Genomic DNA, 23,687 nt, shown 5'->3' with positions numbered 1-23,687 from the left:
CTCAACGGCGAGGTTTCATCATCTGCTTGAGCATCTGCACCAGGATGCGGCTGATCTGGGTGGCGAGGCTGCGCAGGAAACTCTTGGTGAACGCTTCGGTGGGTGTTTGTCGGCGACTGCGCTTGAGGCTGGCGTCCTTTTCGGGGGCCTGCTGCTTTTCCGCCGCTTTTTCCTGCTCGGCACGACGCGCCTGCAAACGCTCATGGGCACTGTCGCGATCAATGGCTTCGGCGTATTTGACCGCCAGCGGGGAGTCGTCCCGCAGCGCATCCATCGCCGCGCCCTCGATGGGGCCGATCTGGCTACGCGGTGGCGCGATCAGGGTCTTTTCCACCACCGAAGGCACGCCCTGGTCATCCAGGGTCGAAACCAATGCCTCCCCCAGACCCAGCTCGGTAATCACCTGCGCGGTATCCAGGGCCGGATTCGGGCGGAATGTCTGGGCGGCCGCCTTGACGGCTTTCTGATCACTGGGTGTGTAGGCCCGCAACGCATGCTGGATACGGTTACCGAGCTGGCCCAACACACTGTCGGGAATGTCCGACGGCGACTGGGTGACGAAGTAGATCCCCACGCCCTTCGAACGGATCAGGCGGACCGTTTGTTCCAGTTTTTCCAGCAGGGCCGGTGGCGCGCTGTCGAACAGCAGGTGTGCCTCGTCGAAGAAGAACACCAGCAACGGCAGGGGCTGATCGCCCCGTTCCGGCAGTTGCTCGAACAGCTCCGCCAGCAACCACAACAGGAAGGTGGTGTAGACCCGCGGCTGCATCATCAGTTGGCGGCCATCCAGCAGGTTGATCACGCCCTGGTCCTGTTCCGTGGCGATCAGGTCCTGGATCGCCAGCGCCGGCTCGCCAAAGAAAACCTCGCCACCCTCGTTTTTCAACACCAGAACCCGCCGCAGGATGGCACCCAGACTCTGGGTGGAGAGGTGGCCGTAGTCGGCTTCCAGCGCCTTGCGGTGGCCCATCATCCAGTTGATGACGGCTTCCAGGTCTTTCAGATCCAACAGTGGCAGGTTCTGCCTATCCGCGTAATCGAAGGCCAGCTGCATCAAGCCGCTCTGGGTGCCATTGAGCTCCAGCAGGTTGGCCAGCAACGTCGGCCCAAGATCAGCGACCGTGGTACGCACCGTTTGCCCGCTCTGACCGAAAATATCCCACAATCGGGTGGGACAGCCCGCCGGCGCCCAGTCGGTGATTCCAATGGCTTCGATGCGCTTATCCACATGTTTGTTGCGGCTGCCCGGTGCCGAAATACCACTCAGATCGCCCTTGATGTCGGCGCTGAATACCGGAACGCCCAGCCGGGAAAAGCCTTCCGCAAGCACTTGCAGCGTGACGGTCTTGCCGGTTCCGGTGGCGCCGGCGACCAGTCCGTGGCGGTTGGCCATAGTGCCCAGCAGATATTGCGGCTTGCCATCCGCCGCACCGATCAGAACGCGATTCATCACCACCGTCCCTGCCGGCGAAGATCCGGCCTCAGGCGATTTTTGGGAGGGAACCTTTGGATTTAAGGCCAGGGTCAGAAAATAATCAATCGCAGCGGCCACGGCTCATGGATTGGGCAGCCGAAACCGCGCCGGTCATTCTGGAACCAGAACGCTGAGGGCCAGACGCCGGCCGGCTTCAGGGCGATTCTCCTTCCGTTACCCACAGCGTTATCCACGGATTCTGTGGACAATAGAGAGCTGTTTTTCGGCAATAAACCAGATCGCTTAAAAACCGTTCGGTGGCACGACCAGTAGCACTGATTCATGCCCTGCTATTGGGTGAGAAACCAGCACTCTGATCACCGGGCAATCACCCGGGCCAAGTTTGGTCATTTGCCCGCCATGTTGCTGAAACGAAGTGACTGTAGCGCTCACCGGACCTTCTCCCGGAGTTGCTCACAGCGTTATCCACGGATTGTGTGGACAAGCGCTCGACAGTGAACGAAAGCCCAGCGCTGGTCGTACCTTGTTGTTTGCAGCAACCCAACGGCTTGTCTCACTCTGGCCCTATGGGCACTATGAGGCATCGAACCGACACAGAGGGCAGTGATGAGCGACTCAACCTATACCCCACCCAAAGTCTGGAAATGGGATAACCAGAGCGGCGGCAAATTCACCAGCATCAACCGTCCGATCGCAGGCCCGACCCACGACAAGACCCTGCCGGTTGGCAAGCACCCCCTCCAGCTGTACTCGCTGGCGACGCCCAATGGCGTGAAGGTCACCGTGATGCTGGAAGAGCTGCTGGAGCGCGGCATCGGTGATGCGGAATACGATGCCTGGCCGATCCGCATCCTCGATGGCGACCAGTTCGGCAGTGGCTTCGTCGACGCCAACCCCAACTCCAAGATCCCGGCCATGGTCGATCACAGTATGGACCCGCCACTGCGGATCTTCGAATCCGGCAGTATCCTGCTGTACCTGGCGGATAAGTTCGGGGCGTTTATCCCGGAGGACGTGGCGGGCCGGACCGAATGCCTGTCCTGGCTGTTCTGGCAGATGGGCAGCGCACCGCTGCTTGGCGGTGGCTTCGGGCATTTCTACGCCTACGCGCCGGAAAGCTACGAATACCCGATCAACCGCTACACCATGGAAGTGAAGCGCCAGCTCGACGTGTTGAATCGCCAACTGGCCGAGCACACCTACATTGCGGGTGAAGAGTACACCATCGCCGATATGGCGATCTGGGCCTGGTACGGGGCGTTGGTGAAGAACAAGGTGTATGACGCGGCGGAGTTCCTGGAAGCCCACACCTACACCCATGTGGTGCGCTGGGCGGAGATGATTGCGAAGCGGCCGGCCGTGCGCCGGGGCCGGATCGTCAACCGCACCTGGGGGGAGCCCGACCAGCAGCTGCACGAGCGGCATGACGCCAGTGACTTCGAGCTGCGCACCCAGGATAAGTTGGAAACGGCGGAGTAACCCGGCGATCGGCGCCCTCGAATGGGGCGCCGATCACTGAGCAAAAAGTAATCAGGAGCCCTGGGTGAGGTGAGTCATTTCCTGTTCGACCTGCTTCACCTGCTCGCCCCACGCTTTCTGGTACGCCGCAAAACGATCTCCCAGCTGATTCAGTGACAGCTGCACCTGGGCCAGCGTCTTGCTGCCGTCGGCGACGGACTGAACGGTCGGATCGTCCAGCTCTTCGCGATTCTCATCCAGTCGAATCACCGCCTGCTGCAGGGTCCGACGGTCCTGAGGGGCAGCCTGGGGATTGTCTTCCAGGGCATTGCTGATGGACTCGGACAACGCCTCCATAGCCTCGCCGAGCTTCTCGGCGAAGTCGTCCATCTGCTTCGAGACATCCTCATTGGCGGCGGCCATCCGGTCCTTGAGCTGCTCGGACATGCTCTCGATGTCCATCGCCGCCTTATCCGACGACGCCGAGAAGCTGCTGCGCATCTGCTCGCCGAAGTCTTCCAGCTTGCGCATCATCTGGTCGAACAGCGGCCGATTGGTGAACGCCTCTTTGGTGTGGGCGTAGTCCACCTGCCACTCGCCGTCTTCCTGGACGAGATAGGTTGTGGTTTCCAGTGGCTTGTCGTCTTGGTCCTTCAGCCCTTTGATCTGGGTCGTAATCCGGGCGGTTGGCCCTTCAATCACGATCCGGCCAGACGAGGCCGTGGCACCCTGCCAGTCCTGGCCAAACCCGTCGAAGCGGCTTTCATCATCCAGGGTCGACAGATCAGCCACTTCACCTGCATCGCCGTCGATGACCGACTGCCAGAAGGCCTTTGAAACCTCCTGAGGGGTTTCCGGACCGCCGCAGGCGGACAGCATCAGCGTACCGAGGATGACCAGGGAATAGCGTTTGATAGCGCGCATAAATCAACGTCTTCAGTGAACGGGAAAGCGCAGTCTATCGAGCGACTTTCGTACCGCCAAATAACGATTGTTAAGGATTCGCCAGGGCGCTCAGTGGCGGGCCCGGAACAGCATCTCGCCTGGCGCCATGTCGTTACTGACCGCATCCAGGATGGATTGGTCCACCCGGGGATCGTCGGTGCGATACAAGCCACACAGCCGCAGGGCTTTTCTCAGTTGCACACTGGGCCCGAGGTATTCGTAGAGTACCCGGGCGCAGCACGGCATGCGCTGGCTGTTGTCGGACACGCCGATCTTGATGCCCGTCAGGCGGGTCACCCGGTTGCGGAAGCTGGGGAACAGGATGGTTTGCGTAATTTCGTGGCGGTTCAGGGTCTCGTAGTCCACCAGGAACAGGCGGTCGCTCAGCAGGTACGCCATGCCCTGATAGCGGTTGTGGCACGGCGGCTCGCCGGCAACCGGCTCCATCCGCTCCGTACGCTGGAAGACCACCTGGCCGTCGCGCTGTTCCAGGCACACCAGGTTACGCAGGAGTTTGCCCGGTGCAGACATGGACAGGTAGTACTCGAAGTAGTAGCCCAGGTAACGATCCATCGAGCCGCCGGCGTGCTGCAACCGGTCCAGATGATGGCCGGCGGAGCCTGACCGTTCATCGTCGACCGGCCGCACGCGGGGACGAACCTGCACCAGGCGCTCAAACTCCTGGTGAGGCCGCTCGATGTCCTGCACATCCACCCCGAAAAACTCACAAAGCCGGCGCAGGGTGTTGGCGGATGGTCGATGCTGGCCGCTGAGATAGCGGTTGAACTGGGGCCGGTTGATATTGAGCCGCCGGCAGACTTCGGCGATGGACTTGTAGTAGCTGCACAGCAGCCGGAGATTCAGCGCCAGGTCTTCGTGGACACCTGCTTCGCTCATAACCATTAGTCCCCGCTTGGGTTTGGAAGGCGCCAGTTTGCGATGGCGCAAAGTGACGCACTTAGCGCATCAGAGCGCGCCACTGTGCCGCCAATGCGCAAAATTCTATCAGCCCCCGACGGTTGTTTAAATGAGTTGCCTGTTTACAAGAACAACTTCCGGAGAGGCCCTTTATGTTGGAATTCCTCAATGATCTGCTCTGGGGCAAGGTACTCATTGCCCTGCTGATCACCGTCGGCGTCGGCTTCAGTGTCGCGTCCCGCTTTGTCCAGTTCCGCTATTTCGGGCGGATGTTCCGAATTCTCAGTGCCAGCCAGGCCTTCCAGCGCGATCAGCACGGTCACCTGAGTTCCTTCCAGGCGCTGCTGCTGTCCATCGCCGGTCGTGTCGGTGGCGGTAACATCGCCGGTGTGGCGGTCGCCATTACCCTGGGCGGTCCCGGCGCCGTATTCTGGATGTGGGTGGTCGGCCTGATGGGCATGGCCACCAGTTTCCTGGAATGCACCCTGGCCCAGACCTACAAACAATCGGAAGCGGACGGCACCTATCGTGGTGGCCCGGCCTATTACATCGCCCGGGGCCTCGGGCCGAAGTGGCGCTGGATGGCGGGCATCTATTCCCTGCTCCTGCTGGTCACTTTCGGCTTTGGCTTCACGGCCCTGCAGTCCTACGCGGTCGCCACATCGGTGGGCGATGCGTTCGGTGTTCCCGTCCTGTATACCGGCATTGTCCTCGCCGTCATCGTGGCTGCGATCATCTTTGGCGGCGTCAAGCGGATTGCCCGGGTCTCCGAAGTACTGGTGCCGATCATGGCCGCCGGCTACCTGGTCATTACCGCGGTCGTCCTGGTCATGAACATCGAACGCATCCCGGATGCGATCACCCTGATCGTAAAGAGCGCCTTCGGCCTCGAGCCGATGATCGGCGGAGGCATCGGTGCGGCCATCCTGATGGGCGTCAAACGTGGCCTGTTCTCCAACGAGGCCGGCCTGGGCAGCGCCCCGAACGTGGCGGCGGTGGCCTACGTACCGCACCCGGCCAATCAGGGCGTGGTGCAGGCGTTCTCGGTGTTCATCGACACCATCATCATCTGCTCCTCCACCGCGTTCATCATCCTGCTGAGCGGCATCTACGATCCGTCCAACATGGCCGATGTCGGCGGCGTCGCACTGACCCAGTCCGCCCTGGCGGACCATGTGGGCGACTGGGGTCGCAGCTTTGTGAGCATCGCGCTGCTGTTGTTCGGCTTCAGCACGATCCTCTACAACTACTACCTGGGTGAGAACAGCGTCGACTTCCTGAGCACGGCCAACCGCCCGCTGGCCCACGCCTTCCGTGTGGCCGTTATCGGCCTGGTGTGCTGGGGCGCGACCACCGACCTGGGCACGGTGTTCGGCTTCGCCGACGTCACCATGGGCCTGCTGGCGCTGGTCAACCTGATCGCGCTGATCGGCCTGTTCAAGCCGGGCCTGCGCATCCTGAAGGACTTCGATCGTCAGATTGCCGAAGGCAACGAGCAGCCGATTTTCGAGGCCCGCAACTTCAAGGACATGAACATCGACCTGAAAGCCTGGGACCTGGAACCGGAAGACGTCGAGCGCCTGCGCGAACGCAACGAGGCGAGCGGCACCCTGCAAAGCCAGTCCTGATGCCATCCGGGCGGCGCCACCCGGCGCCGCCCTACTCCAACCCGAGAACACCGAAGGTGCCACGACACCATGAACACCCGCATTGAGCACGATCTCCTGGGCGATCTGGCGGTGCCCGCCGATGCCTGGTACGGCATCCAGACCCAGCGCGCGCTGGACAACTTCGCCATCACCGGCGTGCCGATCAGTCACTTCCCGCCGTTCATACGGGCGCTGGCGATGGTCAAGAAAGCGGCGGCCCTGGCCAACCGCGACCTGGGTAGCCTGGCCCCGCACAAGACCGACGCAATCACCGCCGCCTGCGACGACATTATCGCCGGCCACCTGCACGACCAGTTCGTGGTGGACCTGATCCAGGGTGGTGCCGGCACCTCCACCAACATGAACGCCAACGAGGTCATCGCCAACCTGGCGCTGGAGAAGCTGGGCCATCCCAAGGGCGCCTACCAGCACCTGCACCCCAACGATGACGTCAACCGTTCCCAGTCCACCAACGACGCCTACCCCACGGCTGTGTGCCTGGCGGTGCAGTTTTCCGCCGAGCCCCTGGAAACCGCGATCCTGAACCTGAAGGCCTCGCTGGAGGCCAAGGGGCGCGAGTTTGCCCACATCGTCAAGATGGGCCGGACCCAGTTGCAGGACGCCGTGCCCATGACCCTGGGCCAGGAGTTCGAGGCGTTCGCGGTCAATCTGGGCGAGGACATCGACCGCCTGCACGAAGCCAGCCGGCTGCTGTGCGAAGTGAACCTGGGCGGCACCGCCATCGGCACGGGCATCAACACCCATCCCCGCTACCAGGCGCTGGCGGTGAACTACCTGGCCGAGATCAGCGGCAAGCCCATCGTGTCCGCCAGCAACCTGGTGGAAGCGTCGTCGGACATGGGCGCGTTCGTGCTCTTCTCCGGGATTCTCAAACGGTTCGCGGTGAAACTGGGCAAGATGTGCAACGACCTGCGCCTGCTGTCCAGCGGACCGCGCACCGGCCTGGGCGAGATCCTGCTGCCGCCGCGCCAGCCCGGATCCTCGATCATGCCCGGCAAGGTGAATCCGGTAATTCCGGAAGCTGTGAACCAGACCGCCTACCAGGTGATTGCCAGCGACCTGGCAGTGACCCTCGCGGCCGAAGCTGGCCAGCTCCAGCTCAACGCCATGGAGCCGATGATCGTCTACAACCTGCTCAACGCCATGAAGATGTTGGGCGCCGCCTGCTCCATGCTGGAAGAGCGATGTATCCGGGACATCCGCGCCAACGTCGAGCAATGCGCCCGGCACGTGGATAACAGCATTGGCATTGTTACCGCGCTGGTGCCGCACATCGGCTACGCCAACGCCACCCGGATTGCGTCACAGGCCCTGCACACGGGCTCGACGGTGCGCGAGCTGGTGCTGGGCGAAGGCCTGCTGGCACCGGAAACCCTGGACCGGCTGCTCAGCCCGCAGGCGATGCTGGCACCAGCCGCGGTGGACGCATGACGGCCCGGGTGTTGGTGGTCTACACCGGCGGCACCCTGGGGATGGTGCCGTCTGATCAGGGGTACGTTCCGGCGGCCGGATTGGAGGCGCGCATCCGCAAGCAACTCGCGGATGCCGCCGCGATACTGCCGAGCTACGATCTGCTCGAACTGGACCGACTGATCGACAGCGCCAACCTGCTGCCGGCGGACTGGCAGCGGATCGGGCAGGTACTGCAGCAGCACTGGTCCGATTACGACGGCTTTGTGGTCCTGCACGGCACGGACACCATGGCCTACACCGCGTCGGCGCTGTCGTATCAATTGCGCGGATGCAACAAACCGGTGATCCTCACCGGCGCCCAGATCCCGCTGGGTCAGCCACGCAATGATGCCGTCGACAACCTGACCCATGCGCTGCTTTTGGCTGCTGACGCCCGTATCAGCGAAGTCTGCCTCTGTTTCCGGGGCAGGCTGTTGCGCGGCAACCGGGCCCGCAAAGTGAACAGCACCGCTTTCGCGGCGTTCGATTCGCCCAATGCGCTGCCGCTTGGACGCATTGGCATTGACGTAGCGCTGTATGGCGACCGGCTGATGGCACCCGGCACTCCGGATTTTGCCTTCCCCGACAGCCAACCGGACGCCGTCGCGCTGCTCATGCTTTACCCCGGCATTCCCGCGCGGCTGGTGGACGCTGCCCTGGACCCGGACCAGACCCGGGGCCTGATCCTCCAGAGTTACGGGGTCGGCAACCCGCCCAATGCCGATGTGACGTTGATGGATGCGCTGGGCGAGGCGATCGATCGGGGGGTGACCGTGGTCAACGTCAGCCAGTGCCACCAGGGCCCGGTAAACCAGGGGGCGTATGCAACCGGCGCTGAACTGAACAGCCTGGGTGTCTTACCGGGCCTTGACCTGACGCCGGAAGCCGCATTCACCAAGCTGCATTTCCTGCTCGGCCTGGGCTGCCCGGAGGACATCATCCGCGAGCTCATGGTGCGGCCGCTGGCGGAGGACTGCACACCGGCATAAGCGCCGGTGATCATCGTCTATCGCACGCTTCCCTCCCCCCTTTTTTTGAGACGAAGTTTGCCCGTAAACGTACTATGATTAGACAGCATTCTCTGCGAATCAGGGTATGTTCCCGGGGGGTGGTGTGTGACATCAGCGCATCCTGCGATCCTCGCCCTGGCTATGGCCATGGTCTCCGGTTGGCTTTGGTTTGAGCGATCCGCCCAGGCTCAGGAGGCGTTACCGGACACTCTCACCTTTGCCGCAATGCCCGGCAATCCGCTGAACCAGGTTGGTGTTCCCCTGATCCGCGATGTCTATGCCGAACTGGGCATTCGCATCCACGTGCGTGAAGTACCTCCGGCGCGGGCCCGAGCCATGCTCCGGGACCAACAGGTCGACGGTGTCATCGCGCGCCCTGCCGGGCTCAATCGTCAAATCCCCAATGCCGTGCCTATTGAGGTTCCCCTGACCCAACTGCAGCTGGTGGCTTTCGCCCGAAACGATGGGGTCACCGGGCTGCGACAGGGCGGCCATTATCGTCTGGGTCTGCTTCGCGGTGTGACGTCCGGCCTCGATGCGCTGCCGGTCGAGCCGATTCTCTCAAACACCACCGAGCAAATGATGGAACTGCTGGCGCGCAATCGCATTGATGTCGCCGTGGATTCAGACCTGGTGGGCGCCTATTTCATCCAGAAAAACGGATTGAAAGACCTTCGCATCGTCAGTGCACCGCTAAAGATCGTGCCGGTCTATCACTATCTCGAAAGCCGCCACCGGGCACTGGCTCCCCAGGTCCGGAGGATACTGGAGCGCCTGTCGCAAAGCGGTGAACTGGCGGCCCGGCACGCCGCCTTCGCACGACAGCTGAAACTGGAGGACATCACCCTCCCGGTCGCGGAACAACTGACGCCGGCCGACCTGAAAATCGAGCGGCATGTGTGGATGGGCCCTCTGCCCACACTGGGCCGCCGCCCGGCTTTGGCCCCATAGACGCGGCTCCGTCAATCGGCGTCGATTTGGCGAGCGAGGCACCTGCAGTCAGACACAGGCATGAGTCAGGCGATGGCCAGGACAAGACCCGGCCGCTCAAATATCGTACGCTTGCACCCCATAACCAGAACCCTCTGCAGAGGGCCTTACCGTTAGCCAACTTGCAGGACTCTTCATGCCCGTATTCGAACGCATCAACCGACTGTTTCCCGTCTGGGCGATCCTTTTCGCCGCCGTCGCCGCATGGCAGCCCGCCTGGTTCACCGATTTTGCCTTCCTCATCAAGCTGTTGCTGGGCGTCATCATGTTTGCCATGGGGCTTACCCTGTCACGCCACGATTTCATGGGCGTGATCCGGGCCCCGTTGCCGGTCGGTGTGGGCGTGGTGCTGCAGTTTACCGTGATGCCGCTGGCTGCTCTGTTCGTGTCCTGGTTCCTGCAGCTGTCGCCGGAACTGACCATCGGTATGGTGCTGGTCGGCGCAACCGCCGGCGGCACGGCCTCCAACGTGATCACCTGGCTGGCCAACGGCCACGTGGCGCTGTCGGTCTCCATGACGCTGACAAGCACGCTCATCTCGGTTGCCGCCACACCGCTGCTGACCGCGCTGCTGGTGGGTCAGACCGTGGACGTACCGGTCGCTGGCATGTTCCTGAGCATCGCCCAGCTGGTGATCGGGCCGATTGCGGCGGGTGTGATCATCCACCACTTCCTGGGACGCCAGATTAAGCAGGTGGAGCCGGCCCTGGCGACGCTGGCGATGGCCGCCATCGTGTTCATCATTGCCATTGTGGTCGCACTCAATGCCGGCAAGCTGTCCACCCTGGGGCCCCTGGTGATTGTGGCGGTGGTGCTGCATAACATGATCGGCCTGGCCGGTGGCTATGCGGCCGGCCGCGCTTTGGGTTTCAGCAAGCGGGTGGCACGCACCATGGCCATCGAGGTGGGCATGCAGAACTCGGGACTGGCGGTGGCACTGGCCAACCAGTTCTTCACGGCGACGTCGGCCCTGCCGGGCGCTCTGTTCTCCATCTGGCACAACGTGTCCGGGTCGTTGCTGGCTGGCTACTGGAAACGCCGGCCGGCTGAAGACGACGGTCGGTCCATGCAAGCCGATACCTCCGCCTGAGGCGACGCCATGACCTCGCGATTGCCCCGGTGGGTGGAATACGGCGCGTTCGTACTGGCCCTGACGGCCGGCTGCATCAACGCCATCGGGCTACTCGGGGTCTCCCACCAGGCGCTGTCCCATCTGTCGGGTACGGCCACATCGGTCGGCACCTCTTTGGCCGCACTCGACCTGTCGGGTGCCCTGCTCCTGGTGGGTATTCTGGGGAGTTTCCTGCTGGGGGCGGCGCTGTCGGGATTCATGCTCTCCGGTCAGTCCCTGGAACTGGGGCGCCACTACGATTCGCTGCTGGTGATCGAGGGCGTTCTGCTGCTGTCGGCGATCTACCTGCTCGAAAACGGGCACTTCCTGGGGGCCTGCCTCGCCTCGGCCGCCTGCGGCACCCAGAACGCACTGGTCACCACCTACAGCGGTGCCATCGTACGCACCACCCATGTCACCGGTATTTTCACGGATCTGGGCCTGATGCTGGGCGGCGCCCTGCGCGGTGAGAGCTTTGACCGGCGCAAGGCCATCCTTTTCCTGTTGATCATTTCCGGCTTCGTGTTGGGTGGCGCCGTGGGCGCGAGCCTGTTTGCCGCGCTGCACTTTATGGCACTCGCCGCACCGGCGATCACTTGCCTGGTACTGGCCCTCAGCTATCGCATCTACACCGTGCGCGCTCGCACCCAGGCCAGCGATCTCGGCGACTGAAATCAGTTCAAACTGGTCGCCACCACGCCACGCGGCGTTCTCGGCACCATGGAATACAGCGCCGAGAAGATGATCAGGCAGCCGCCGACCCAACCGGACAGGGCGACCTGCTCGCCCAGCCACCAGACCGCAAACAACGCCCCGAAAGCCGGCTCGGTTCCCATCAGCAGCGAGACCCGGGTGGGCGCGATATTACGGGCACCGAAGTTCTGCGCGAAGAAGGCAAAGACGGTGCAGAACAGCACCAGGTACACCACGATCAACCAGAAACTCGCATCCATCGGCAGTTGAACGAAGGCGGCCGGGTCCGACAGGGCCAATACCGCCAGCGCGCCCACCCCGACCACACCGGACTGGATACCGGTCAGGCTGAGGGTGGAAATCCGCTTACCGGTGGTGACCTTGCGGGTCACGGTCACCATCAGCGCCCGCAGGACCGCCGCGCACAGGATCAACAAGTCGCCGATATTCAGCGTGACGTCACTGCCGGTGGTCAGTAACCCGACACCGACAAACGACACACCGGCCAGCACGACATTCTCGAACGACGGTCGCTGGTGCAGGACCAGCCACTCGGTAAACGGGGTAAACAGCACGCACAGACTGATCAGGAAGGCGGCGTTGGCGGCGGTGGTGTGCAGTACCCCGAACGTTTCGCAGATAAAGACCGATAGCAGGATCAGCCCCGTCGGCAGGCCGACCCGCCAGTCCCGCGCGCCACCGGCGCGATACTCCCGCACCAGCACCGGCAGCAGCGTAAAGAACGTGGCGAGAAACCGGATGGCGATAAAGCCCATCACCGGATAGAAAACCAGGGCCTGTTTTGACAGACCATAGCTGGTGCCCCAGAAGGCAGCGACCAGCAACAGCAGGCACTCGGCCACCGGGAAACCGTGTCGTGTGTGTGTCATGGTTGAATCCTTTCCTGTGCTAAAGGAGCGCTTCCATACGCTCGAAGGCGATCACCAGGACGTCCCGGTAGGCCGGGCCCTGGTCATCCAGGGGATGAATCTCCGAGACCTCATGCAGGGTGGTTTCGTCGTCGGACAACAGCAGATCCATCGGTTCGGCGAGGGTGACTGACGACAGGATGCCCCCCTCGGTATCGGTGACGCGCGTCTCGCCACCGGTCAGGTTGTGCCGGTTCACCAGCATCGAGGCGATGTAGGTCACACCATCCCGGTGCAGCCCCTCCGGCGTCGGCCGGCCCGGCGCTTCCGTCGCCGCCAGGATCCGGTAGGGATGCAGGCGGATACGCCAGTTGGAGGCGTATCCGTCGGCGGCGGCGTAGATTTTGGCCATAGTCCGCAACAGACGTTGCAGCACCGGGCTGGCCACGAACACGTCCTCCAGCGGATCGAAGTAGCGCTGGATCCCACCGTTCAGCGGGTTCACCGACAGGGGCTGGGAATAAGGCTGGTGCGGCAACAGCCTTAGCGAGTCCCGGTCCGCCCGGTATTCGAAGCGGCCATAGCGTCGGTATCGGTATCGCCCGTGATCGGCCATATAGTTATCCCGGGTAAGCCGGTTCCAGCAATGGGCAAAAGCCCGCCACTCGGCGTCCGAAGTTCCGGGCGCCAGGTCCAGCAGCCCGGCCAGGGTCTGGCCGGGCACAAACGCAAAGTCCTGGATGATCAGGTCGGCTGCGGCCGCCTCCGCTGCCGGCCCCAGGGTCTGGCGGGGCAGCGGTACTTCCTGCGCGCTCATGTCAGGCTCCCATGGCAAGACGGGTGGCCAGAGGCAGCACGTCCTCTTCCGGCTCCAGGTCGGCCAGTGAGCGGGCGCTGGCCGTCGCGGCGGTCTGCGCCTCCCACTCGTCGCGGTTGCGTATATAACGTGGGCAGACGCCCTGGATGGCTTCCAGGCAAAGCGTGCAAGCGGACAGGTCATAGGTGACTTTGCCGGACACGTCCTGGGACGCACGCAACAGGAACTCGTCGATCGACGCCCGTAATGTGCCGTACCAGCGGCCTTCCACGGCTTCCCGGACCCAGAGCTGTTCCAGCGCCTGTTTTTCCCGCAGCAGTTCGTAATCCTGCACTGCGGTTTCCAGGTGGCGGTAGGCGTCCATCAGCGCCAGGGCCGCCGGCGCCTCACGCACTTCCAGCACCTTCTCGCCACCGGCCAGATGCTCCAGTCCGGCAAAACGGCCGATGCCGTAGGCGCCCACCACGTTATTGAGGTGCTTGATCAGCGGCAGCGGTTCCATGGCACCATCGTTGACGGCCACGGGTTCGCCGGCGCGAAACGTAATGGAGAGCTTGTGGCCGGTCGATTCCGACTGGCGAGTAGCGTCGACCCGGGTCCAGGCGTAGAGGTTTTCCGGCACGCTGAAGCTCTCGGGATTATCCAGCACGCCGGATTCGAACTCCCGGCACCAGAGGTTGCTGTCACCGCTGACGATACGCTGTTCGAACGACATCAGCCCAGCCGACTTGAGCGCGCGGATCTTGTCGCTGCGGCTGATGGAGGTGTACTCGTAGGGTGAACCGTAAAAACCATTGAACCCGAGCTGCTCGATGGCGCCGTTGAGCCGCCGCAGGCTATTCTGCGATTGGGTCGCGGTGTGAAAAATGGCACCGCATCCCAACGACTCGGCAACATCCACCGCGGCCCGTGCTATAAAGGGACGTGACAGCGAGGAGCTGATTGGAAAGGTACTGAGGTAGCGGGCCTGGGCGCGGATCGCCGGCAGGGCCGCTTCCCGGGTGAACAGTTGCTTGAGATCAACAATGCGCAGCCGCGCACCGAACTTCGCGGCGACATGGTGCAATGTCGCAATATCCGGATCGTCGCCCAGGTCCACCGCGACGGCGGTGACGGCCACGTTCCGGTCGTTGAGTAATTTCAGGAGGTAAGTGCTGTCCAGGCCACCACTGAAAAGGGCCACCACGTGGTCAACCCGTTCACACACAAAATCCAGATCCGTCACACTGCGCAGCTTTTTCATCGTCACGCCTTCCCGTTTGAATTTCATGGTGTTATTGGAGGGGAGAACCGCAGGAAGCCAGGGGAGGTTTCCTGCCAGGTCCACTGTTATGCTAACTAACTGACCCGAATCGGATTAGCCCGGGTTACGGAAAAGGAGTTGTGCACAGTGAGTGCAAATCGCGTGATGTCGATCATGCAGGACGTGGCGGTGTTCGTGACGGTGGTGGAAACCGGATCGTTCACCTCAGCGGCCCAGAAGCTGGGTTCCACGCCGTCTGCGGTCAGTCGCCAGGTCTCCCGGCTGGAGGACGCCCTCAAGGTGCGCCTGCTGGAACGGTCCACCCGAAGCCTGCGTCTTAATGCCACCGGGGAAAAAGTCTTCGCCCACTGCAAGTCGGTGCTGGACTCCGCCCAGGATGTCTTGGATATCGCCGACGAGGCCCATGGGGAACCCCATGGGCGGCTCAAGATCGGCGTGCCCAAGGCCTACTGCGCGCAGGTGCTGCGCCATGCGGTCCCGCCCTTCCTGAACCGCTACCCGGACGTGGAAGTGCAGCTGGTGGTGACGGACCGCACCCTCGATCCCCATTACGACGACATCGATGCGGTGGTCACCATTACCGACACGCCCATCGAGGGCCTGGTGGCGGCGCGGCTGGGCGTGGTCAAAGCGGTGCTCTGCGCCTCGCCGACCTACATCGCCCAGCACGGCAAGCCAAGTCACCCCAGCGAGCTGGTCAACTTCGATTGCCTGTCCCTGGGCGAGACGGTCACCGACAACATCTGGACATTCCGCCGCGGCGACGAAACCGTCACCGTGGAAACCAACGGCCGCTACATCGTCAATCACACGGAAATTCGCATGGACGCCGTGTGCAACCATTTCGGCATCGGCATCTTTCCCGATTTCACGGTGAATACCCAGTTGCGCAAAGGTACGGTGGTCACGGTCCTCGACGACTGGGCCATCGAGGGCCGCTACCAGGGGCGCGTCAACATCCAGTACCCCCGCTCTCGCCATATTTCACCGAAGCTGCGGGCTTTTGTGGATTTTGCCAGCAGTTTCCTGGAGGGGGATTTCAAAAGTTCCGGCCACGGCTACGGCGGCTAATGGCTCCCGTTGCCCCTTCACACAGGTCATCCCAACGGCCAACAGACGTCGGGTGTCCGGTAGGATAGGGTGGCGCAGACAACAACAATCCACCCAGCAACGGACGGCCCCATGAGCGAGACCCCGAATTTCCGCGACCCCGCGTTCCTGACCGATCACATCCGCAGCATCCTGGCGTTCTACGAAGGACGCTGCAAAGACCCCGACGGCGGTTTTTTCCAGTATTTCCGCAACGACGGCACGGTCTACAACGCGCACCATCGCCACCTGGTCAGCTCGACGCGGTTCGTCTTCAACTACGCCAAAGCCGGCCATTTTTTCCAGCGGCCGGACGACCTGGAGCTGGCGCGCCACGGGCTCGATTATCTGGAACAAGTCCACTGGGAGCCGGCGCAACGGGGCTATGCCTGGACCCTGGACCATCACCAGCCGGAAGACAGCACCCGCCATTGTTACGGCATGGCGTTCGTCCTGCTGGCCTACGCCACGGCCTATGAATGCGGCATCAGCGAAGCCCGGGACGGCATCGGCAAGGCCTTTGACCTGATGGAAGACCACTTCTGGCTACCGGACGCCGGTCTCTACGCCGACGAAGCCAACGCCGACTGGTCGGTGCTGTCACCTTACCGCGGCCAGAACGCCAACATGCACACCTGCGAAGCGCTGCTGGCCGCATTCGAAGCCACCGGTGAAACCCGCTACCTGGACCGGGCCCATACGCTTGCCCGCAACATCTGCGAACGTCAGGCCGCACAGGGCGATGGCCTGATCTGGGAGCACTATGACGCCGACTGGCAGATCGACTGGGACTACAACCGCGACGATCCTCGCCACCTGTTCCGCCCGTGGGGCTTTCAGCCCGGCCACCAGACCGAATGGACCAAGCTGCTGTTGATCCTGCACCGCCACCGCCCCGAGCCCTGGATGATCGACCGCGCCCGGGACCTGTTCGACCGGGCCCTGGCCACCGCCTGGGACGACGTGCACGGCGGCATCGTTTACGGCTTTGCGCCGGACGGTTCGATCTGCGACGACGACAAGTATTTCTGGGTGCAGGCGGAAACCTTTGCCGCCGCGGCGCTGCTGGCCGAAGCCACCGGCGAGTCGCAGTACTGGGACTGGTACGACCGCATCTGGCGCTATGTCTGGTCGCATTTTGTCGATCATGAATACGGCGCCTGGTACCGCATACTCACCCGGGACAACCGCCAGTACTCCGACGAAAAGAGCCCGGCCGGCAAGACGGACTACCACACCATGGGCGCCTGCTACGAGGTGATCCGGACGCTCAAGCGGCGCTGACCAGCCGCACTCAGGCACACCGGGGGCTCACCTGCTACGCTTAAAGGTAGGAAGGGCCACCCCGGAAATGCCATGGCGTTACCCTCGACAGGCGCACAACACTACACCCTCCTCCTGCTCCCCGGCCTCCTCAGCGAGATCGAGCGACTGGGCCTTCGCAAGGTGATTGCCCGATCCAGCCTCACCGCCGCCGACATCACCGGCCTGTACTTCGAAGCAAAAACCATCACCCGATTGCTGCCGGACGATCTCGATGCGATCGATGTGGACCTGTGGCCGGACCTGGTGGAATGCGCCCGCATCCTCGCCATGCTGGTGCGGGAAGTGACCCGGGAGGACCTGGCCCGGACCAAGCGGCAGGCCATCAACCAGTTCCTGCCCCGGGCCCGGCATCAAGTGCGGGATGAAGTCCGCCGGCAGCTCGGCGAAGGCAATGTGGATTTCCGCCTCGCCGGAATGACGCGTGTGCCGACCGGTGACGCGCAGGCAGAAGAAACCTGCATCGAAGCCATTCGTCTGGAACGACAGCGCCGTTACCAGACCATGATGGGCCTGGATACCGAGTTCCTGGGCCGCCACCAGGCCGCGATCGTGGAAGAAGCCCGAGCCTATGTGACCGGGCAGATGGACAACCCTCCCGAAGACTTTGGCGCGCTGGACCTGCTGATTCATCTTGGCGATGTGCTCCGGGTGCTGCTGAAGGCGGAACAGGAAGGCGTCACCGACGAGGGAACCGCCCCACCCGGCCACATCTCCATCGGCAACGTCGTCATGGGCATCGGCAACCTGCTGTACGCCGATGAACTGGGGCTGCGCGGGGCACGCGTACCACGGGAAGCGACGCAGGAGGCGTGCGTTTAAAGACCGGATTCGAGAGTGATTGACTTGGCCGCCAAAGGGATTACCTTAAATTTTGCGGTCAAGCGTGATCGCGTCCCGTGTCGGAGGCCATTATGGTCGCGCGCACTGTTCACCCATCCCCATTTTTTCGCTGTTCCAAAACCCTCCTGGCTCTTACGGTCTGGCTATTGTCGACCGTGAACGCCGCTATCGCCGCCGATGACGACACCGAGCTGATTCGTCACGGCCGTTACCTCACCCAGATCGCCGGCTGCAACGACTGCCATACGCCGGGTTATGCCATGTCCGGCGGTCAGGTCCCGGACAGCAACTGGCTGACGGGCGACAGCCTCGGCTGGCGCGGCCCCTGGGGCACAACTTACCCCAGCAACCTGCGGCTGACCATGCAGTCCCTGACGGAGGACCAGTGGCTCAGCCTGGCCCGCAATACGCAGTACCGACCGCCCATGCCCTGGTTTGCCCTGCGGGACATGTCGGACCAGGACCTGCGGGCGATCTACCACTTCATCCGCCACCAGGGACCCGCCGGGCAGCCGGCTCCGGCTTACCTCCCACCGGACCAGGAACCCCGGGGACCTTACGTTCAGTTCCCGGCACCGCCGCAATAGCGGATGCCGGCCGGTGCCGGACGTCGTTTCGGCACCGGGCTCCTCCTTCCCCCTCGTCGATGGCCCGGCGCATTAAACTTCGTTAACGCTCCGGACGGGCTGGAACGACCTGTAAAACATGACAGCCCCAAGTCAGCGCCGGCCTACCCGGTAACCGACCGTCGTCGCCGCTGATCCGACACTCACAAATGCTCACACCTCGCCTTTATTTTCAGCCGCCTGCATGCGCGCCCCATCAGCAAACCCCAAGCCTGGCGCACCGCCCGCCAGGATCAAAACACGACAGGTTTGCCCATCAGGACCGGCCCTGGTTTCGACACGTCCGGAACCTCACATTACAAATCGGGCGTGAGGCGGTCGCGCCGTTGTTTTGACTTCTAGGCTCAGAATGAGAAGTCACGGTGCGGTCCCTGACATTCCACGCGCGCAGGGATTCAGGAGGGCAAGGTTCCATGGGCCGGAGGAAACGATCTCCGGTGCGCGCCCGCACGACAAGCAGGAGGCAACGCCATGCGCTGCACCCCTTCAATCGCAATCCTTTGTCTGACGCTGCTGCCGATGCTGGCATCGGCCGAACCCACCAAGGGAGACCGCCTCTTTACCCTGGCCGGCTCAGGGTCCAGCGATACCGATTTCGACAACAACACGGCCAGCGTGAGCTTCGACCTCGGTAAGTTCTACAGCACCTCGACCGCCTTTGGGCTGCGCCAGAGCATCGGCTTCGCGGACACCAATGACAATTCCAGCTGGAGCGGCGCCAGCCGATTCTTCGGGGATTACCATTTCAACGCCGGCGACTGGCGGCCTTTCGTGGGCGCCAACCTGGGCGGCATCTATGGCGACGATGTGGATGAGACGTTTTTCGCCGGACCGGAACTGGGCGTGAAGTACTACGTGCTGCCCAAGACCTACATCACGGTGCAGACGGAGTACCAGATCTTTTTCGACAACGCCGACGAAGCGGAGAACAACTTCGATGACGGTGCCTGGGCCTACAGCGCCGGCATTGGCTTCAACTTCTGACTCCTATCCCCCACAGGGTCCCGATCCGGGACCCCCTTATCGTCCGGGTTCTTGATCCCGCTCAGTGCGACGCCGCCGGTCCGGCGTCTATACTCATCAGCAAGTCACGGAATGCGCACCGCTTTTTCTCTCCCTGCTAAAGGACGCTGATGCCATCATGGCTGCACTGAAACTGCTCCTGATCACGTGCCTCGGCCTGCCCCTGGTCAGTGGATGCGATCGCGCAGCCAAGCCACTGCTGGGAACGGTCGAATGGGACCGTATTGTGGTTCTGGCGGAAGCGTCCGAACCCATTACCGAGATGGCCGTCACCGAGGGGCAAACGGTTTCCAAAGGCGCCCTGATCCTGCGCCAGGATGCCCGTCGGTTGCAGGCCCAACTGGACGAGGCCCGGGCCACGCTACAGCAGCAGACGGCCCGCCTGGAGGAGCTGCGCCATGGCGCCCGACCGGAAACTATCGAAGCCGCCCGGGCCGACCTGGCCGGTGCCATCAGCCAGGCGCGCAACGCCGAGCAGGCCCTTCAGCGTACGCAAACGCTCTATCAACGCGGCACCGCTCCGAAAGCCCAGCTCGACGACCGGGAAAGCGCCCTGGACAGCGCCAATGCCGCCGTGGAATCCCGCCAGGCCCAGCTCAATGAGCTGCTGAAGGGCACCCGGGCCGAGCAGCTGGACCAGGCCCAGGCGGCGGTGCAGAGTGCGGATGCCAAAGTGCGCCAGCTGACCGTCAGCCGCGAACGACTGGATGTGCACGCGCCGCGGGGCGGGCGGGTGGACAGCCTGCCCCACAAACTCGGCGATCAACCGCGGGCGGGTGATCCGCTGGTGACGTTGCTCAGTGGTGACGCACCTTACGTCCGCATTTTTGTCCCGGAAGCCCGCAGGACCGTCATCCAGGCGGGCGACCGTTTCCGTGTCAAAGTAGACGGTGTGGCCGAGGATTTCGACGCCGTGGTCCGCAGCATCCGCAGCGATCCGGCCTTCACGCCGTATTACGCCCTCAGTGGTGACGACGCCAGCCGCCTGGTCTACCGGGCGGAGCTCGTGCTCCAGGGCGAACGGGCACAATCACTGCCGGCCGGTGTGCCCGCCCAGGCATGGCCCGCATCAACGGAGCCGGTCGATGGCGAATGAGCCGGCCGCCATCGTCACCCACGGGCTGACCCGTCGCTTTGGCGACCTGACGGCCGTCGATCATCTCGATCTCCAGATTCCCCGGAGCCGCGTCTACGGCTTCCTCGGCCCCAACGGCTGCGGCAAATCCACCACCATTCGCATGCTGTGCGGACTGCTGTTGCCCAGCGAAGGCGACATCCGGGTGCTGGATCTGGACATTCCCAGACAGGCGGAAACCCTCAAGCGCCGCATCGGCTACATGACCCAGAGTTTTTCCCTGTACCGGGACCTGAGCGTGACCGAGAACCTGCAGTTCGTCGCCCACCTGTTTGGCCTCGACCGCACCCGGACCCGCCAGCGCCTGGAGGAACTGATCCAGACCTATCGCCTGGACGCGCTGACGACGCAGTTGGCCGGCACCCTCAGCGGTGGCCAGAAGCAGCGGCTGGCGCTGGCTGCCGCGGTACTCAACGAACCGGAACTGCTGTTTCTGGACGAACCCACCAGTGCGGTCGATCCACAATCACGACGGGATTTCTGGGCCGAGTTGTTCAAGCTGACCGAGGCGGGCACCACCCTGCTTGTGTCCACCCACTACATGGACGAAGCCGAGCGCTGTCATCAGTTGGCCATCCTGCAGGAAGGCAGGCTGATGCGGGAAGGCTCGCCGGACCAGCTCAAGGCGGATCTGGGCGCCCTGCCCCTGCTGGTGGAAACGGCCCGTCCCCACGCGGCCGAGCTCGCGCTGGCCAACCTGCCCGGCGTGCTGTCCAGCGCCCAGATTGGCGCCAGCCTGCGGGTACTGGTAGACAGCGAGAACACCCGGGAACCGGTCGCCGACCGCCTGCAGTCCGAGGGGATCGAGGCACGAGTGGCCCCCACCGATCCCAACCTGGAGGATGTCTTCGTCGCCGCTACCCGGGGAGGCAACGGACCGTGAGCGGTTTCAGCCTGCGCCGCCTGCTCGCCGTGATCCGCAAGGAACTGCGTCAACTGCGCCGGGATCGGCTGACCTACGCCATGATCGTCGGCATTCCGCTGATGCAGCTGCTGCTGTTCGGCTACGCCATCAACATGGACGTTCGCCACTTGCCTGCCGCGGTGGTGGATCAGGCGGGTTCCAGTGCCAGCCGCGAGCTGGCCGAGCAGCTGCTGCAGTCCCGGGTGTTCGATTTCAATGAGGTCCTGACCGCACCGGTAGCGGCCGATCGTCTGTTGCAGCAAGGTGCCATCAAGGCGGCCGTGATCATTCCTCCGGATCTGGAGGAGCGGCTGTCAGACCCGGATCGCAAAGTGTTCCAGCTGGTGGTGGACGGCTCGGACCAGGTGGTCCAGCAGGCCGCCCGCCAAATCGGCCAGTTCCCGGTGCGAAGCCTGATGCGGGGCGACGCGTCAGCGACCGCCGACAGCGTCTCGGCGGTGGAAATCGTGAGCTATTACAATCCCCAGCGGGAAGCGCCGCTGAACACGGTACCGGGGCTGATCGGCGTGATCCTGACCATGACCATGGTGATGTTTACGGCGATCGCGTTGGTGCGGGAGCGGGAACAGGGCAACCTGGAATTCCTGATCACCACGCCGCTGTCGTCGGCAGAGCTGACCATCGGCAAGGTCCTGCCCTTCATCGGCATCGGGCTGGTGCAGACGACGCTGGTGCTGATCCTTGGCGCCCTGGTGTTCCAGGTGCCGGTGCGCGGCAGCCTGCTCGCCCTCTATACTGCGGCACTGGTCTTTATCATCGCCAGCCTGGCCCTGGGGATTTTCATTTCGACGCTGGTCACCACCCAGTTCCAGGCCATGCAGGCGGCGATCTTCACCTTCCTGCCGCAGATGCTGCTGTCCGGTTTCATCTTTCCGTTCGAAGGCATGCCCACACCGGCGCAGTGGCTGGCCGAGGTGCTGCCACTGACTCATTTTATCCGCCTGGTGCGGGGCATCATGCTGCGGGGCGCCGGTCTCGTCGACCTGTGGCCGGAACTGTTGGCGCTGGTGGTGTTCGCGTCGGTGGCGATGTGGATCGCCACCTTGCGGGTGCATAAGCGGTTGGACTGAGCGCCGGTTACAGCCCCAGGTCCTGCTTGACGGCGGGCAGCCCCGGCTGGCCATCAACGGTGGTCACGCCGTCCAGCCAGGCGGACAGCACGTCCGGGTGTGCTTTCAGGTATGCGCGCGCGGCCTCGTCGGCCTCCTCGCCATCGTTGAGGATGCTGCCCATGATCTGGCTTTCCATATCCAGTTTGAACTGCAGGTTATCCAGCAGCGTGCCCACATTGCTGCAGTCGTCGCTGTAGCCGTTCCGGGTCAGCGTGTAAATGGTGGCGCCACCGTAGTTGGGCCCGAAGTAGTCGTCGCCGCCGGACAGATAGGTCAGGTCGTGCTGCAGGTTCATCGGATGCGGTTCCCAGGCGAGGAACACCACAAACTGGTCTCGCCGTTCGGCCCGGCTGACCTGGCTGAGCATGCCCTGTTCGCTGGACTCCACCAGTTTCCAGTCGCCCAGGCCGAAGTCGTCGTTATCAATCATCTTCTGGATCAGGTTATTGGCCGGCGCGCCCGGTTCGATGCCGTAAATCTTGTGGTCGAACTGGTCCGCGTGCTTGTCGAGATCGGCAAAGCTCGTCACGCCTGCCTTCTCCTTGACGTCATCCGGCACGGCCAAGGTGAACTTGGCGCCCTTCAGGTTGGCCCGCAGGCGTTCGTAACCGCCCTCATACTGGTCGGCGAACTTCTGCTGGGCCGGCATCCAGTTGCCCAGGAACACGTCGATGTCGTTGTTTTGCAGTGATCTAAAGCCGATTGGAACGGACAGCAGATCGATGCTGGTGTCGTAGCCGAGCCCCTTCAGTACGGTCGTGGTCAGGGCGTTGGTGACGTTGATGTCGGTCCAGCCGGGATCGCTGAAGCGGACCGTCTGGCATTGTTCCGGAACGGCCGCCTGGGCCGAGACGGCCAGCGTGCAGGCACCCGCCAACAGCAGGGATTTCAGCGCTCGCATTCGATGCTGCATGGTCGATTCTCTCCTTTGTGCTTCGTTAATTATTCGGTCCAAAACAGGAAGGCACATCCGGCGCCA

At 63.2% G+C, this 23,687-nt stretch carries 22 protein-coding genes; 15 read left to right on the top strand and 7 right to left on the bottom strand.

Features of this window, described 5'->3' with window-relative positions; genetic code table 11:
• Position 1 precedes the first annotated feature (1 nt).
• The gene (locus J3364_RS13885; RefSeq protein WP_349558909.1) at positions 2 to 1,450 is read right to left on the bottom strand and encodes a helicase HerA-like domain-containing protein; all 1,449 of its coding nucleotides are present in this window, start codon (positions 1,448 to 1,450) and stop codon (positions 2 to 4) included.
• Positions 1,451 to 2,041: 591 nt separating this feature from the next.
• Here J3364_RS13885 and yghU point away from each other — a divergent pair.
• Positions 2,042 to 2,914 (top strand): glutathione-dependent disulfide-bond oxidoreductase, encoded by an 873-nt coding sequence (yghU, locus tag J3364_RS13880; protein WP_349558908.1) that lies wholly within the window; start codon positions 2,042 to 2,044, stop codon positions 2,912 to 2,914.
• A gap of 51 nt (positions 2,915 to 2,965) precedes the next feature.
• On the opposite strand, the gene J3364_RS13875 is transcribed toward yghU, so the two are convergent.
• Entirely contained in the window at positions 2,966 to 3,817 is an 852-nt protein-coding gene (locus J3364_RS13875) for a nuclear transport factor 2 family protein (protein ID WP_349558907.1), read from the bottom strand.
• Positions 3,818 to 3,907: 90 nt separating this feature from the next.
• Entirely contained in the window at positions 3,908 to 4,735 is an 828-nt protein-coding gene (locus J3364_RS13870) for a helix-turn-helix domain-containing protein (protein ID WP_349558906.1), read from the bottom strand.
• Between the two features lie 173 nt (positions 4,736 to 4,908).
• Between J3364_RS13870 and J3364_RS13865 the strand changes: the two genes are divergently transcribed.
• From J3364_RS13865 to J3364_RS13840, 6 genes are all read left to right on the top strand, one after another.
• On the top strand, positions 4,909 to 6,384 hold the full coding sequence (locus tag J3364_RS13865) for an alanine/glycine:cation symporter family protein (RefSeq protein WP_349558905.1): 1,476 nt from the start codon (positions 4,909 to 4,911) through the stop codon (positions 6,382 to 6,384).
• Positions 6,385 to 6,453: 69 nt separating this feature from the next.
• Complete coding sequence (locus tag J3364_RS13860; RefSeq protein WP_349558904.1) at positions 6,454 to 7,857, top strand: aspartate ammonia-lyase; 1,404 nt, start codon at positions 6,454 to 6,456, stop codon at positions 7,855 to 7,857.
• Positions 7,854 to 8,867, top strand: a complete 1,014-nt coding sequence (locus J3364_RS13855) for an asparaginase (RefSeq protein WP_349558903.1) — start codon at positions 7,854 to 7,856, stop codon at positions 8,865 to 8,867. The genes J3364_RS13860 and J3364_RS13855 overlap by 4 nt, the downstream gene beginning before the upstream one ends.
• A gap of 126 nt (positions 8,868 to 8,993) precedes the next feature.
• Entirely contained in the window at positions 8,994 to 9,839 is an 846-nt protein-coding gene (locus J3364_RS13850; protein WP_349558902.1) for a substrate-binding periplasmic protein, read from the top strand.
• 175 nt (positions 9,840 to 10,014) lie between these two features.
• Positions 10,015 to 10,968 (top strand): bile acid:sodium symporter family protein, encoded by a 954-nt coding sequence (locus J3364_RS13845; protein ID WP_349558901.1) that lies wholly within the window; start codon positions 10,015 to 10,017, stop codon positions 10,966 to 10,968.
• Between the two features lie 9 nt (positions 10,969 to 10,977).
• Positions 10,978 to 11,661 (top strand): YoaK family protein, encoded by a 684-nt coding sequence (locus J3364_RS13840; RefSeq protein ID WP_349558900.1) that lies wholly within the window; start codon positions 10,978 to 10,980, stop codon positions 11,659 to 11,661.
• 2 nt (positions 11,662 to 11,663) lie between these two features.
• Here J3364_RS13840 and J3364_RS13835 read toward each other — a convergent pair whose 3' ends face one another.
• From J3364_RS13835 to J3364_RS13825, 3 genes are read right to left on the bottom strand one after another with little or no spacing between them, the layout of a single operon-like run.
• Positions 11,664 to 12,572, bottom strand: coding sequence for a DMT family transporter (locus J3364_RS13835; protein WP_349558899.1), 909 nt, complete (start codon positions 12,570 to 12,572; stop codon positions 11,664 to 11,666).
• 19 nt (positions 12,573 to 12,591) lie between these two features.
• Positions 12,592 to 13,368: a 2OG-Fe dioxygenase family protein gene (locus J3364_RS13830; protein WP_349558898.1), complete on the bottom strand. Its 777-nt coding sequence runs from the start codon at positions 13,366 to 13,368 to the stop codon at positions 12,592 to 12,594.
• Position 13,369: 1 nt separating this feature from the next.
• Positions 13,370 to 14,611, bottom strand: coding sequence for an argininosuccinate synthase-related protein (locus J3364_RS13825; RefSeq protein ID WP_349558897.1), 1,242 nt, complete (start codon positions 14,609 to 14,611; stop codon positions 13,370 to 13,372).
• A gap of 147 nt (positions 14,612 to 14,758) precedes the next feature.
• Between J3364_RS13825 and J3364_RS13820 the strand changes: the two genes are divergently transcribed.
• From J3364_RS13820 to J3364_RS13785, 8 genes are all read left to right on the top strand, one after another.
• A complete protein-coding gene (locus J3364_RS13820) occupies positions 14,759 to 15,703 on the top strand; it encodes a LysR family transcriptional regulator (RefSeq protein WP_349558896.1) in 945 nt (314 codons plus the stop codon).
• Positions 15,704 to 15,814: 111 nt separating this feature from the next.
• On the top strand, positions 15,815 to 17,005 hold the full coding sequence (locus tag J3364_RS13815) for an AGE family epimerase/isomerase (RefSeq protein ID WP_349558895.1): 1,191 nt from the start codon (positions 15,815 to 15,817) through the stop codon (positions 17,003 to 17,005).
• Between the two features lie 72 nt (positions 17,006 to 17,077).
• A complete protein-coding gene (locus J3364_RS13810; protein ID WP_349558894.1) occupies positions 17,078 to 17,866 on the top strand; it encodes a hypothetical protein in 789 nt (262 codons plus the stop codon).
• A 176-nt stretch (positions 17,867 to 18,042) separates the two neighbouring features.
• Positions 18,043 to 18,474, top strand: coding sequence for a c-type cytochrome (locus J3364_RS13805; protein WP_349558893.1), 432 nt, complete (start codon positions 18,043 to 18,045; stop codon positions 18,472 to 18,474).
• Positions 18,475 to 18,984: 510 nt separating this feature from the next.
• Positions 18,985 to 19,497: a hypothetical protein gene (locus J3364_RS13800; protein ID WP_349558892.1), complete on the top strand. Its 513-nt coding sequence runs from the start codon at positions 18,985 to 18,987 to the stop codon at positions 19,495 to 19,497.
• Positions 19,498 to 19,654: 157 nt separating this feature from the next.
• The gene (locus J3364_RS13795; RefSeq protein ID WP_349558891.1) at positions 19,655 to 20,632 is read left to right on the top strand and encodes an HlyD family secretion protein; all 978 of its coding nucleotides are present in this window, start codon (positions 19,655 to 19,657) and stop codon (positions 20,630 to 20,632) included.
• Positions 20,622 to 21,554 carry an ABC transporter ATP-binding protein gene (locus J3364_RS13790; RefSeq protein WP_349558890.1) on the top strand — a complete coding sequence of 311 codons (933 nt, stop codon included), beginning with the start codon at positions 20,622 to 20,624 and terminating at the stop codon, positions 21,552 to 21,554. The genes J3364_RS13795 and J3364_RS13790 overlap by 11 nt, the downstream gene beginning before the upstream one ends.
• A complete protein-coding gene (locus tag J3364_RS13785; protein ID WP_349558889.1) occupies positions 21,551 to 22,666 on the top strand; it encodes an ABC transporter permease in 1,116 nt (371 codons plus the stop codon). The genes J3364_RS13790 and J3364_RS13785 overlap by 4 nt, the downstream gene beginning before the upstream one ends.
• Positions 22,667 to 22,673: 7 nt before the next feature.
• Here the strand turns inward: J3364_RS13785 and J3364_RS13780 are convergent, their stop codons facing one another.
• Positions 22,674 to 23,609 carry a choline ABC transporter substrate-binding protein gene (locus J3364_RS13780; protein ID WP_349559011.1) on the bottom strand — a complete coding sequence of 312 codons (936 nt, stop codon included), beginning with the start codon at positions 23,607 to 23,609 and terminating at the stop codon, positions 22,674 to 22,676.
• Positions 23,610 to 23,687: the final 78 nt, after the last annotated feature.

The sequence above is a fragment of the Marinobacter sp. NFXS9 genome (assembly GCF_040148665.1).
In the GTDB taxonomy this organism is placed as follows: Bacteria; Pseudomonadota; Gammaproteobacteria; order Pseudomonadales; family Oleiphilaceae; genus Marinobacter_A; species Marinobacter_A mangrovi.
This window is presented reverse-complemented; position numbering and strand designations above follow the sequence as displayed.